This is a genomic window from Kitasatospora sp. NPDC029367 (genome assembly GCF_055569135.1).
This window is the reverse complement of sequence record NZ_JBVHYH010000062.1, coordinates 1-12,869: the sequence shown is the minus strand read 5'-3', so window position 1 is coordinate 12,869 and position 12,869 is coordinate 1. Positions and strand designations below refer to the sequence as shown.

The window sequence follows — 12,869 nt, the reverse complement described above, 5'->3', positions numbered from 1 at the left end:
CGTGAGTGTGGACACCGGCGAGGGCGGAGTGCCGGCGCTGGGGAGACCGGACGGGGCTGAGCTACCGGAGGGATGGGCTTGGGCGACAGTTGGGGATCTTCTCGTAGGGTCCGACGCGGGTAGGTCGTTCAAGTGCGAGCCTCGCCCTGCTGCTCCGGACGAGTGGGGCATCGTGAAGGTCAGCGCAATGACCTGGGGCGAATTTCGCCCTGACGAGAACAAGGCTCTACTCGACGAAGCTCTCGTCAATCCGGACTACGAGATCCTCGCTGGCGATGTCTTGGTGAGCCGTGCCAACACCGTTGAGTATGTAGGCGCACCAGTGCTCGTTGGGGAGGTGAGGCCGCGGTTGCTGCTAAGTGATAAGAGCCTCCGCTTCAAGCCGGGCTCTGCGGTCGACCCGAAGTGGTTCGTTTATTGGCTCAGGTCTCCAGCCGTACGTAAGGCAATCGCCGGGAAGGCTTCCGGGACCTCGGATTCGATGAGGAACATCTCCCAGTCGGACCTCAAGGCCCTATCCATTCCCGTCCCCCCTGCTGCCGAACAGCAGCAAATCGCTTATGCCCTTGGCAATTGCCTCGTACGATTGGACGAGATTGAGCTGCGTCTGCGAGGCGCCCAGCAGCAGCTAGAGAAGCTCCGTGACTGGGTCATGGCCGCCGCTGCTACGGGTGTCCTGGCGTGGGACGCCGAGCCGCAAAGAATGCCGATCACTGGCTGCTCGGGAGTCATTGACGGCACGCTACCCCCACTTGCCTCAGGGTGGCACTGGGGCCGCCTCCAGGACATCGCCGAGGTTGTTGGTGGCGTCACCAAGGACTCCAAGAACGAGCACGATTCGGAACTGTCCGAGGTCCCATATTTGCGCGTAGCCAATGCCCAACGTGCCCGGCTGGATCTGTCACACGTGACCAGAATCCGCGTCACGCCAAAGACGTTCGAAAAGCTCCGCCTGCGAAACGGCGACCTTCTGATGACCGAGGGTGGCGACAGGGACAAACTCGGACGAGGATGGATCTGGGAAGGGCAAATCGAGGACTGCATCCACCAGAATCATTTGTTCCGCGCCCGGATCCTGGATCACGCTACTCACCCCAAGCTCATGGGTTGGTACGTCAATTCAGCAGCACGTTCTTGGTTCGAGGCCAACGGAAAACAGAGCGTAAACCTTGCCTCCATCAGCATCTCCAAGGTCAAACTGCTCCCGGTCCCGGTTCCTCCGGAGGATGAGCAGGAACAGAGAGGATTCGTCGAGCTCGGGGAGCGAATCCTTGCGCGCGTCGATCGCCTTGTGACCGCCTGTGAGCAGGGCCTCGCCCACGTCGCAGTCCTGCGTCGCGCTCTCCTCGCCGAAGCCTTCGCTGGCCGTCTCGTCCCCCAGAACCCCGAAGACGAACCCGCAGAAGATCTTCTCAAGAGCATCCGTGTCGAGCGCGAGGCCGCTGAGGCCGAGCGGAAGGCGGCCCGGCGTGCTGCCGCCCAGGCTAAGCGGAAGAGCCGTGCCAGGCTCGAGGCGCAGGCCTCCGTGGACCTACCGCCACTCCCACCCCCCACCTCCCACGCCCCCACCCCCGAGAGCGAACAGACCACGCTGCCCCTGGAGTTCACCGCATGAAGCTCGAAGCCCGCCGCCTCGTCGACCGGCTCTGGAACTACTGCAACGTCCTGCGCGACGACGGTGTGTCAAGCCTCGAGTACCTGGAGCAGCTCAGCTTCCTGGTGTTCCTCAAGATGGCTGCCGAGATGGAGGAGGCTGACAGGACCCTCCCCGAAGGCAAGCGGCGTCACGTCCTGCCGGACATCGAGGAATGGCAGGGCCGCGGTTGGCTGGAACTGCTCGACCTCACGGGCAGCGCCCTGGAGGAGGCATACACCCAGCTCCTCGCCGACCTTGGCAAGCAAGACGCGGGTCAGGACACCACCCTCGGCCTGATCTTCCACCGCGCCCGTAACCGGCTCCAGAACCCGGCCAACCTCCGGCGCCTCATCGTCGACCTGATCGACAAGGAGAAGTGGCTCGGCGCCAGCAAGGACATCAAGGGCGACGCCTACGAGGCGCTGATCGCCCGCAGCGCCGAGGACACCAAGGCCGGCGCCGGGCAGTACTTCACACCACGCGTCCTCATCGAGTCCATCGTGCGCTGTATGCGGCCCACTCCGGAGGACTCCATCACTGACCCCGCGTGCGGCACTGGCGGCTTTCTGCTTGCTGCCCATGACTACATCGTGCGGGAGTACGGCGATGACATGTCCACGGAGGAGTCTGCCCGTTTCGACGACGGCGCGATCTGGGGTACCGAACTGGTTCCGGCGACCGCTCGCCTTGCGGCAATGAACCTGCTCCTCCACAAGATTGGCAAACCGGACGGCAAGCCCCTCATTCATGTGGAGGACGCCCTCGCCAAGCCGCCTACCAAGCGCGCCTCGCTAGTCCTCGCCAACCCACCCTTCGGTAAGAAGTCCTCGATCGTGATCACTAACATCGACGGCTCGGTCAGCAGAGAGGACATGTCGTACCACCGCAAGGACTTCTGGGAGACCACGACCAACAAGCAGTTCAACTTCGTTCAGCACATCGCGAATCTGCTGACCGACAACGGTCGGGCTGCAGTGATCCTCCCGGACAACGTCCTGTTCGAGGGCGGTCGTGGCGCGAGCATCCGTCGAGAATTGCTGAAGCGGTACAACCTCCACACCATGCTGCGCCTGCCCGCTGGGATCTTCTACGCGGGCGGAGTCAAGGCCAACGTCCTGTTCTTCGACGCCGCGCCGCCCCGCCGCAGCGACGATGAGCCGCCGCACACCAAGCAGCTCTGGGTTTACGACCTGCGTACCGGCAACCGCTTCACGCTGAAGCAGAATCCGCTGCTTCCTAGACACCTTGAAGAGTTCGAGAGGCGTGCGTTCGGGGTTGGAGAGTGTGACCTTGACGCTGCCGTTGCCCGCCGTGAGCCCAATGGGCGCCTTCAGGTCTTCGACGGTGCCAAACTCGCTGCCACGACGGATGTCAACCTCGACATCGGACTGATCGAACCAGATGACAAGGACGCCACGGAGGCTACGTCCGTGATCGAGCTGACGCTCGCGCTGTCCTCCGACCTTCGCTCGGCACTGGCCGAACTAGAGAAACTAGCAGGGGACTTGGATGTTGAACTGCCGCCGCTAGCCCAGGGGTGACATTGAGTGTGTGTGGGCCCTGGCCGAACGGCCCAGGGCTCACACAGGCAACGTGGGAAAGGGCCGACGATGACCCATGAGCTACTCGCCACCCTCGTTGACTGACGATGCACGGAGGCGGCAACCTGGGTGGTGGTTGCCGGGCCTCGCCGCGCTGCTCATTCGGTTCGCCCCCACGCTCTGAATCACATGGGTAGGCTGGGCAGTTAGGGCGAGACCGGGAGTGGGATCAGATGGGGAAGAGCGCGCAGGGGATGCCGCTGGAGGTGCGGCAGGTTCGCGAGGCGCTGCTGAGGGAGTTCGCTGACCGGATTTCCATGGACGACTTCGAGAAGAAGGATCCCAAAGAGCGTGAGACTGCCCTCTTGTCCCGGGCTGTCTCGGCGAAGACGGCTCGTATCCTGACTGACTGCACCTCGGACGAGGCGGCCGCTGGGGTGATCGATGGCCGGGACGACTTTGGCATCGACTCCGTGGCCTTCTCCGCTTCCGGAACGGAACTCTGGCTGATCCAGGCCAAGTGGAAGAACTCGGGGACAGCCGGCTTCGACACCGAGGCGGCACTCAAGCTCATCCATGGTCTGAGGAAACTCGACAATCGGGATCTCGACCATTTCAACGAGCGTCTGCGGCTCCTTGGAGACCGGGTGCACGGCGTCCTCAAGCTGCCCACCTGCAAGGTTCACCTGGTCATCGCCCTCATGGGGGACGGCCGGCTCTCGCCCGAGACGCGTAACACACTGGATGAGGCTGCCCGCGAATTCGGTGGTCTCGGTCGCACTGTCGAATACCGAGTGGTGGACCAGGCTGACTTCCATCGGGCCATCCGAGAGGATCTCGAGCCGGAGCCGATCACATTGACCGCGAAGATGACCGATGGCTGGCACGACCGCGAGACCCCTTACAAGGCCATCGTTGGCGAGGTGAGCGCCGCGGAGCTTGCCCAGTGGTACGCGGACAACGGCGAGCGTCTCTACGACCGGAACGTCCGCAAGTCGCTCGGGCTCACCGGAGTCAACAAGACCCTGGTCGACAGCATGTTGGAGGACCCTGACGGCTTCCTCTACCGCCACAACGGCATCACGGTACAGTGCGACACCATCGAGCGAGAGTTCTTTGCGAAGCGTGCGACCGGCGCGCCTATCTCCCTGACCCTCCGCAACGCAAGCGTCGTGAACGGGGCGCAGACCGTCACCTCGGCGAACCGGGCCTTCGAGAAGGATCCGGATGCGGTGGCGGAAGCCTACGTCTCCGTACGGATCGTCTCGATCCAGGGGACGCCCGAGGGGTTCGCACAGAGCATCACCAAGGCCACCAACACCCAGAACCACATGGAGCGGCGGGACTTCATCGCCATCGACCCGGTCCAGAGTGAAATCCAGAAGGACTTCAAGCTCTCACTCGACAAGGAGTACGTCTTCCGGCGCGGGGAGATGGACCCGGCGCCCGAATCTGGCTGCTCGGTCACTGAGGCGGCTACTGCCCTCGCCTGTGCGTATCGGGATCCGACCTTCGCAGTCCGGGTTAAGGGATCGACCGAGGCCTTGTGGAAGGAAGGCGCTGACGGTGCCTATACCCGCCTGTTCGGGCAACAACCGAGCGCCCACCAGATCTGGCGTTCCGTGCAGGTCCTGCGGGAAATCCGAGACGAGCTTACGAAGCTCCGGTCGACCCTGTCGGGGAGGGCGGCGTCCATCGCGGACAGCGGGGCACTCCTGGCCGCCCATGTGGTGTTCCAGCGCATCGGCAGCGAGGTGATTGAGGAGCCCGACAGCGACTGGGACACGATTCTGCGGTGCGTGCCCGACCAAGTGCGAAGTGTCCTGGCTTGCCTGATTGACATGGTCGACAAGCTCTTCACCAACAAGAGTTACATCACCAGCACCTTCGCCAGCGAGGAGAAGTCCAAGCAGCTGGTCCAGGCGGTCTTGCTGACGCTCGACGCAGGGAGCGGCACCCCTGATCTATCGGCGTTCGTGACGGCAGCCAGCAAGAAGCGTCCGAAGCGTCCGCCGACAATTCACCTTCTCGTGGACCATGACCTCATCCCTGACGGTACCCCGTTGGCTTACGCAGCCAGCGACACCGAAGAGCGGGCCATTGGCGCCTGGCTCGACCAGGATCCGCGCCGCCGCCGGGCCAGTTGGCTCAACGACCGCAAGGCACCCATCCTCTGGGAGGCGGACGGCCGGCGCTACTCGCCGAGTGGACTGGTGAACCACATTTGGCAGCAGGCTGAGTGGCGGGAACAGTGGAGCGCCGTCCAAGGGCCCAAGCAGTGGCGGGTACCCGGAGAGGGGACGTTGGTGGAGATCGCGGAACGGCTGTGGCGGCGGCTGGACACGGAACAAGAACCGGAGGAAGGCAGCCAGTCTTAACCGGACCGCCCCGATCGGCACTGGTCGGGCCAGATGGTTCGGCTCAGACGGTCTTGCCCGGCGGTGGCCAGACGTCGCGCCATCAACTGCTCGGCTACAGCCGTGCTGGAGCCGAGCAGGACCAGAGCTGCGTGAGCGATGCGTGAGCGGACGGCGTGACACGTGTCGGTTCGGGCGGGATCGTGGATCACTGCGTAACGTCCTGACCTGCCGGTTCATCACCAAGTGGTCGATGCCGACAACAGCCAACATGATCACCACCTGGCCCGTAATGCCGTAGGTCGCGGGTTCGAATCCCGCAGGCGGCTCAATGGTGAACCCCAGGTCAGGCCCCTGACCTGGGGTTTCTTGTTTCGTTGGCCGTGGTGATCGGGTAGGTCGGAGAGTTGGGCTCGATGTGCCGCCATGTGGAGGTCGTCGGTTCGTGGCGTCATCGATTCCCTGAATGGCGCCTGTGGCCGGCAGTGTCGGCGGCGGGGGGCGAGTTGGTTCGTCTGTGGCGTCAGGGCCGTATGGCGCGCTGGTGGAGGGCGGCGAGCAGTTGGTCGAACAGGTGCTCCTCCTCGATGCGGATGGCGTGCTCGGTGACGGCTGCGGCGAGTGCTGGGCCCCAGGGGTGGGGGTTGGGGTGCCGGTGGCGATGCGGATGCCGCCCCAGTCGAAGTCTCCGTGGTAGGCGATCGGGCAGCCGTGGTCGGCGATTCGGGTGAGTAGGGTGCGGGCGGCGACGGAGAGGTTGCCCTCGACGCAGATCGGTGGCGGGCAGCGCGGTCCCAGTTCGTCAGCGGCGGCGGCGAGGGCCGCGGGGTTCTCGCAGACGTGGACGAGGGTGGCGAGCGGGCGTCGCTGAGGGTTCGGGCGGAGAAGGCGGGGAGGGTGAGGCCGTCTGCCGGGAGCCGGGAGAACACGGGGACTGCGTCGGCGGCCAGGCGGCGGGCTGCCGCGGGATCGCCTCCGGAGAGCCGTTTGAGTAGGCCGGTTGACTCCACCTTGGCTCGCCAGGAAGCGAGTGCGGGCCGCTCGGTGACGGTCGGGTGGTCGAAGTACGGCCCATGCCTGCCGCCAGGCCGCCGAGAGGCGGGCGTCCTGGGCCCGTCGGCCCGTGACCGGGCCGGCCAGTGCCACTACCGCCGCCGCGAGGCCGTCCGGGCACGCCGGGGACTCGCGCAGCACCCGGTCGACCTCGGCTAAGGGAACGGTCAGTGAGGCGCCGGAGCGCAGAGGGCGGCCCAGCAGCAGCTCGATCGCGTGGCGCTGCTCCACGGTTGCGGTTCTGAGTGCGACCGGGGTGTCCAGGGCACGCCCGGTCGCCAGCTGCTCGCGCACCCGGTCGTAGGGAACGGGACTTCGCAGCGGAGGCTCGTGAATCACCGACAACGCAGTCGACGGGGCGACCGCCGCGTCGAGACACAGGCTCGCGGTGAGGCCCGCCAGTTGTTCGGGGCCCATGGGCCAGGGCTCACCACCGCGATCTCCTTGGCGGTGTAGGGGGGGCCAGGGCACGGTGAGCTCCTTGGTGAGCCGGGCCGGCACGGTCCAATGGGTATGGGACGCGCCCCGATCGTCGCCCTTGGCCTTGATCGACGCTGATCGGCGCGCGAGGAGCCAGCAGTGCCTGTCTCCGTCCGTGAGCTGGTACAACTTCCGGTCCGGCGCAGGTGCGGGGCCGGGTGGGGGGCTCAGCCGATTCGGGCGAGGCCCTTGGCGGTTTGGCGGGCGCGGCCGCGGGAGACCAGGAGTGGGTCCCAGGCGGGGCCGCGGGCGGGGAGTTTGGCCGGGTCGCCGAGCACGGTGCCGGCGGCTGTCTCGGCGAGCAGTGGGCGGGCGAGGATCTGCCCGGCGGCGACCATGCCGCTGGTGGCGACCGCGCTCAGGCCGCTGCCGAAGCGGGTGCTCTGGCCGACCACGTAGAGGCCCTCGACGTCGGTGCGCACGTCGGGCCGCTGGCTGACGTTGCCCCAGCGGGCCATGCCGTACGGGGTGCCGCCGCTGCTGCGGGTGTAGCGCTCGTGGCTGAGCGGGGTGGCCGTCTCCAGGTGGGTGATGCGGTCCCGGAAGGGGCCGACCACCTTCTCGGCGGCGGTCACCATCAGCTCGGTGAACTGCCGCTTGCGGGCCTGGTAGGCGGCGTCGCGGCGGTAGGGCTCGCCGTCCACCGGGCCGCCGCGGACGCCCCAGAACTCGTAGCCGGGCGGGCAGAGGCTGAGCAGTTGGAAGTTGGAGTGGCCGGGCGGGCAGACCGCGGCGGCGTCCGGGTCCTTGCGGGAGGCGAAGGAGAACATCAGCTGGGGTATCGAGTCCACCGTGCGGTCGCGTTCCCAGCGCTCGATCATGGCGGCGTGCGCGGCCTCCATGTCGTCGCTGCCGTGCCACCAGAGGTTGGCGTTGGGCAGGCCGGGCAGCTCGGTGTCGAGGGCGATGTACACGGCGACCAGGGCGCCGCGCATGGTGGCCGCGCGGGTCCGGTCGACCAGAGCGGCGGGGAAGGCCTGTTCGCCGCCGCACAGGTCGAGCACGGTCCGGCGGTAGTCGGCGTTGGAGATCACCAGGGGGGCGGAGATCCGGGTGCCGTCGGTGAGTTCGACGCCGGTGGCGCGCCCCTCCTCGATCAGGATGCGGCGCACCTCGCAGCGGGTGCGCAGCTCGCCGCCGTACGCCTCCAGGGCCTCGACGAAGGCGGCCACGAGGACCTGTCCGCCGCCCTCCGGGTAGTAGGCGCCGCGCAGGTAGTGGTCGAGCATGGCGGCGTGCTCGGCGAAGGTGATGCCGTCCGGCATGGTGCCGTAGTTGCCGGCCTGGGCGGCGAGCAGGGTACGGGCCTTGGGCGAGAGACCGCAGTGGTCCAGGGCCTCGGCGAGGGTCCGGGCCCGGCGGGCCCAGCGCATGGTGTCCGGGCACTGGCGGAACAGGTCGACCATGGGGCGGCCGAGCAGGGCCTCCCGGGTGGCTCCGGCCACCGTCTCGGCGAGGTGGACGAAGCGGTCGACGCCCTCGGCCTCCTCGGGCAGCGCCGCGCGCAGCCGGTCCCGGTAGCCCGTCCAGCCGGCCGGCACGTCCAGGGTGGCGGTGGGGGTGATGATCCGGTCGAAGCCCTGCTCGTTGTCCATCGGGCGGAAGGTCACCCGGTCGCGGACGCCGAGTCCGGACAGGATCGCGGGGAAGATGCCGTCCGGCCCGCAGTCGCCGACGTAGTGGGTGCCGACGTCGAACTCGTACTTGCGTCGGCGGCGGAAGACGTGGGCGTTGCCGCCGGCCACGTCGTGCTGTTCGAGGACGAGCACGCTGCGCCCGTCGGCGGCCAGGTAGGCCGCGCCGACCAGCCCGCCGAGGCCGCTGCCGACCACGATCGCGTCGTAGTGGTCTCTGCCGCCCCCGGCCGCCGGACCCTGCACTTCCCGCATTCCCGCCCCACTCGTCGGACCATCAGAACGTGCCGCCGCCGTGGATGTCGAAGACCGACCCGCTGAGGTACGCCGCCCGGTCGGACAGCAGGAAGGAGACCGGATCAGCCACCTCCTCCGGCTTGCCGACCCGCCCCGAGCGCAACGTTCCCCGGCATCCGCTCCAGCGCTGCCCCGGACATCCCGCCGACCAGGTCGGTCGCGATCAGGCCCGGGCGACCACGTTGGCGGCATAGTTGGCGCGGCCGACGCTACCGTAAATCCCGGACACTGACGACAGATTGACGGTCAGTCGGGTGGGGCGATCGGGATGGTGTCGGGAAGGTGTCGGGAAGGTAGCGCCCCCGCCGTTACCGGTGCAGGACGGTGCCGCCCCCGATCACCCAGAAGTCGGCCGGGACGGCGCCGCACTTGGTGACCTCGGTGCGCATCGCGGGATCGGTCCGTTGCCAGCCGACCCGGCGCTCGCCCTGCCCGTCGGCCGGGTAGAAGGTCAGGCCCGCCTCGGGGTGCTGCCCGGGCTGGAAGGGCCGCGGCTCGCCGCCGAGCGGGGTGAGCACCATCCGGGAGATCGGCCCGGTCACCGTGACGGCGCCGGCCCCGTCGACGGTCAGGCAGTCGACGTCGAACTCGGCCCGGATGGTGCCGTCCTTCTCGAACACGTGCTGCACCACGGCGTGGCCCCGGGTGCGGCCGTCGACCGTACGGGCGTCGACCTGGGCGGTCAGCCGCTCGCCCGGGTTGGGGCCCGGACCGTGCTCGTTGAGCAGCGTCCAGCCGTGCAGGGCGAGGTGCTGGGCCGGTGCGGCTGAGGCTGCGGTTGCGGGTACGGCTGCGACTGCGGCCGCGGCGGTGCCCGTCGTCCCGGCGGCGAGGGCCGTGACGGCGGTGGCGAGCGCGACGGCGGCGGTGAGCTTGCGCATGGTCGATCCTCGGGATTCTCGGCGGAGTTCGGGCGTTCGCCCGACGCCTCCAAACTCCCAGCCCACTGCCGGTCGCCGCCTCCGCCGCGGGGAGGGACCGGCTCCCCCCGCCGGGGGAACCGCCCCTCGTCCGCGGGGTACGGGACACACCGCCGAACGGGACCTATCGCCCCGGCCGCGCCGGTACGAGAGCGCGCCGTACGGGCGTCACCGCACGGCCCGGCGTATCGCCTCCAGGGCGAGCGCGGCCGCGGCCAGCGCGGCGGCCAGCCCCGCGATCGCCGCCGGGGCCGAGGCGCGGTCTCCGGAGGCGCCCAGGAAGTCCAGCCCGGAGACGTGGTTGACCATCCCGTACCAGAGCATCGGGTAGACGGTCTGGAACAGCCGGGGGCCACGGCTGAGGCTGCCGCAGAGCAGCGCCAGGGCGGGCACCAGCAGCGCGCCCGCCACGGCTCCCAGTGCCGCCCGGGACTGCCCGGCGGCGGCCAGCCGCAGCGCCGGAACGGCCAGCACCGCCAGCGCTGGGACGACCCCGGCGAGCAGCCCGGCCAGCCCCCGGCACAGCGGGGACGGGCAGGCGGCGAGGAGCTGATCGGTGCTGCCGCCGTCGGCCCGGTGGCCCATCCGGGCCCAGAGCGGCAGCGGCCAGAGCACCGCGAGCGGCAGCACCGCGTGGTTCGGCCCGTTCGGTGCGACGGCCGCCGCGGTCACCGCGAGCAGGGCCGCCCCGGCCCACCAGAGCCGCTGCCCCCGCACCAGGATCCGCAGCTCGCCGAGCATCGCGTCGAAGCCGATCCGCCCCTGCCGGGGAGCGGCCGTCCGGGCCCGGTCCAGGGCGAACCCGGCCGGTCCGGGCGGGGACACCGCCGCGCCCCCGTCCGGCCAGCCCGCCTTGCCCGGCCCGCCGGGGTTGCTTGCTCCGGTCGGCGCTCCGGCTCCGCCCGGCCACGCCAGCCGGATGCCCAGCCGGCCCGGCCGGATGCCGCGCCGGGCCGGATCCCCGTCGAAGCGCCGGAACCAGAGCGCCCCGACCAGCGCGATCCCCACCGCCGCGCCGACCAGCAGCACCCCCGTGGCCGCTGGTCCGCCCGCCTCCCCCGGCCCGAGCCCGGGCCAGTCGAAGGTGCCGAGCACCCGGTTGTCCGCCGTCAGGCCCACGCTGAACTCCACTCCGGAGACCGGCCGCCCGGCCGCCGCGAGCGACTCCCGGATCGAGGCGGAGATCCGCCGCATGCCCAGCACGTCCGGCCCGCCGCCGGCCTGCGCGCCCAGCACCATCACCAGCCAGACCGCCGACCAGACCGCCGCCCCCAGCCCACCGCGCAGCCAGGCCACGGTGTCGAAGAGCACCGCGCACCCGGCCACCGCCGCCAGTAGCGGCAGCGTGATCAGGACGTACGGCAGCAGCAGCCGGACCGCGTCCACCTGGCATGAGTCGCCCTTGATCAGCTGCACCGCGAGTGCCGTCCCGGCCAGCGCGAGCAGCATCGAGCCGAACAGCAGCAGGTTGCTGAGGAACTTGCCCGCCAGGTAGCCCGCCCGGCTCACTGGGGTGGCGGCGAGCAGCCGGCCGACGCCGCTGAGCTCGTCCCGCCCGATGCCGCCCCGGGCGATCCCGAAGCCGGCCAGTGAGAGCCAGACCGCGCCGCCGAGCGCCGTGACCGTCCCCACGTAGCCGCTGGTGTACCGGCCGTGCAGGTCGGTCACCTGGAACACCTCCCAACGGGAGTCGCCCACCGGCGCGGCGAGCAGCCCGAGCGCGAGCGTGCCGAGCAGCACCACCAGGTAGCCGGGCCGGCGTCGGCGCTCCCGGAAGTCGGCCAGGGCCAGCGCCCCGATGCGCGTCACCACGCGCTCACCGCCTCCGGCTGCCCGGGCACCGCCCGGTCGGCGGTGAGCAGCAGGTACGCGTCCTCCAGCCGGGGCGGTACGGGCTGCGCCCCGGGCGCGGGCGCGTGCCGGGAGAGCACCCGGGCCCGGACGCCCTCCGGGGTGCGGGTGGTGCCGGCGACCGGGAACCGCGAGCGCAGCGCCGGCAGCGCGTCCGCGGCGACCGTCAGCTCCCAGACCGCGCCCTCGGCCCCGCGCAGCAGTTCCTCCGGACTGCCGTGGTGCAGCAGCCGGCCGCCGCCCATCACCGCGATCCGGTCGGCGGTGGCGGCGACGTCCGGGACGATGTGGGTGGACAGCACGACGATCCGGTCGGCGCCGAGCTCGCCGAGCAGGCTGCCGAAGCGCAGCCGCTCCTCCGGGTCGAGCCCGACCGTGGGCTCGTCCACGATCAGCAGCGCCGGGTCGTTGAGCAGCGCCTGGGCGATGCCGACCCGTTGGCGCATCCCGCCGGACATCGCGCCCAGCCGCTGCCCGGCCGCGCCGGTGAGGTTGACCAGGTCGAGGAGCTGCTCGATCCGGGCCGCGGCGGAGCGCCGCCGCAGCCCCTTGGCGGCGGCCAGGTAGGCGAGGAACTCGCGGGCGGTGAGCTGTGGGTAGACGCCGAAGTCCTGCGGCAGGTAGCCGACGGCGCGGCGCAGCGGCCCGGGCCGGCGGGCGATGTCCACCCCCTCCCACAGCACCCGCCCCGAGGTGGGCCGGGTGACCGTGGCCAGGATGCGCATCAGGCTCGACTTGCCGGCGCCGTTGGCGCCGAGCAGGCCGAGCACGCCGGGCCGGAGCGTCAGCGAGAAGGAGTCGACCGCGCGTTTGCCGCCGCGGTACTCCTTGGTGAGGTCGAGGATCTGGAGTTCGGTCACGTCCCGAATGCTTCCGCCCGGGCCGATCCCGCACATCTGCCGTTCGGCAGATATCCGGTGGCCTCCGGCGCCGAATCACGCCGGAGAACGCCGGAGGGGTGTGCCGTTCGGCACACCCCTCCGATCATCTGAGGTCGGATCAGATGATGCTCCTATGGAAGTCAAGCGGCTTCAGTGAGGTCGCTTTGGGTGGTTTGTCTGGTGGTGTTGGTGGTGCGGATCGACCGTTGCAGGACTCGG

The 12,869-nt window shown here is 69.6% G+C and carries 7 protein-coding genes and 3 pseudogenes; 3 read left to right on the top strand and 7 right to left on the bottom strand.

Annotated elements, in window-relative coordinates:
* Position 1 precedes the first annotated feature (1 nt).
* The 3 genes from ACZ4W5_RS27785 (at position 2) to ACZ4W5_RS27775 (ending at position 5,555) form a co-directional block, all read left to right on the top strand.
* Positions 2-1,615, top strand: a complete 1,614-nt coding sequence (locus ACZ4W5_RS27785; RefSeq protein WP_465657616.1) for a restriction endonuclease subunit S — start codon at positions 2-4, stop codon at positions 1,613-1,615.
* Entirely contained in the window at positions 1,612-3,177 is a 1,566-nt protein-coding gene (locus ACZ4W5_RS27780; RefSeq protein ID WP_465657615.1) for a class I SAM-dependent DNA methyltransferase, read from the top strand. Before ACZ4W5_RS27785 ends, ACZ4W5_RS27780 begins: the two co-directional genes overlap by 4 nt.
* A gap of 233 nt (positions 3,178-3,410) precedes the next feature.
* Positions 3,411-5,555, top strand: a complete 2,145-nt coding sequence (locus tag ACZ4W5_RS27775) for an AIPR family protein (RefSeq protein ID WP_465657613.1) — start codon at positions 3,411-3,413, stop codon at positions 5,553-5,555.
* A 690-nt stretch (positions 5,556-6,245) separates the two neighbouring features.
* Here the strand turns inward: ACZ4W5_RS27775 and ACZ4W5_RS27770 are convergent.
* The 7 genes and pseudogenes from ACZ4W5_RS27770 to ACZ4W5_RS27740 form a co-directional block, all read right to left on the bottom strand.
* Positions 6,246-6,338 (bottom strand): annotated as a pseudogene (locus tag ACZ4W5_RS27770) (hypothetical protein); the annotation flags it as partial.
* Between the two features lie 113 nt (positions 6,339-6,451).
* A pseudogene (locus tag ACZ4W5_RS27765) lies at positions 6,452-6,544 on the bottom strand (hypothetical protein); the annotation flags it as partial.
* A gap of 106 nt (positions 6,545-6,650) precedes the next feature.
* Positions 6,651-7,004: pseudogene (locus ACZ4W5_RS27760) on the bottom strand (TIGR02679 domain-containing protein); the annotation flags it as partial.
* A 230-nt stretch (positions 7,005-7,234) separates the two neighbouring features.
* Positions 7,235-8,956 (bottom strand): phytoene desaturase family protein, encoded by a 1,722-nt coding sequence (locus ACZ4W5_RS27755; RefSeq protein ID WP_465657612.1) that lies wholly within the window; start codon positions 8,954-8,956, stop codon positions 7,235-7,237.
* Between the two features lie 350 nt (positions 8,957-9,306).
* Positions 9,307-9,879 carry a hypothetical protein gene (locus tag ACZ4W5_RS27750; RefSeq protein ID WP_465657611.1) on the bottom strand — a complete coding sequence of 191 codons (573 nt, stop codon included), beginning with the start codon at positions 9,877-9,879 and terminating at the stop codon, positions 9,307-9,309.
* A 207-nt stretch (positions 9,880-10,086) separates the two neighbouring features.
* Positions 10,087-11,730 carry a hypothetical protein gene (locus ACZ4W5_RS27745; RefSeq protein WP_465657610.1) on the bottom strand — a complete coding sequence of 548 codons (1,644 nt, stop codon included), beginning with the start codon at positions 11,728-11,730 and terminating at the stop codon, positions 10,087-10,089.
* A complete protein-coding gene (locus tag ACZ4W5_RS27740) occupies positions 11,724-12,665 on the bottom strand; it encodes an ABC transporter ATP-binding protein (protein WP_465657608.1) in 942 nt (313 codons plus the stop codon). The genes ACZ4W5_RS27745 and ACZ4W5_RS27740 overlap by 7 nt, the downstream gene beginning before the upstream one ends.
* Between the last annotated feature and the right edge of the window lie 204 nt (positions 12,666-12,869).

Coding starts and splice junctions, on each gene's coding strand:
- ACZ4W5_RS27755 (WP_465657612.1), bottom strand. CDS start 8,956: ATGCGGGAAGTGCAGGGTCCGGCGGCCGGGGGCGGCAGAGACCACTAC.
- ACZ4W5_RS27750 (WP_465657611.1), bottom strand. CDS start 9,879: ATGCGCAAGCTCACCGCCGCCGTCGCGCTCGCCACCGCCGTCACGGCC.
- ACZ4W5_RS27740 (WP_465657608.1), bottom strand. CDS start 12,665: ATGTGCGGGATCGGCCCGGGCGGAAGCATTCGGGACGTGACCGAACTC.
- ACZ4W5_RS27775 (WP_465657613.1), top strand. CDS start 3,411: ATGGGGAAGAGCGCGCAGGGGATGCCGCTGGAGGTGCGGCAGGTTCGC.
- ACZ4W5_RS27780 (WP_465657615.1), top strand. CDS start 1,612: ATGAAGCTCGAAGCCCGCCGCCTCGTCGACCGGCTCTGGAACTACTGC.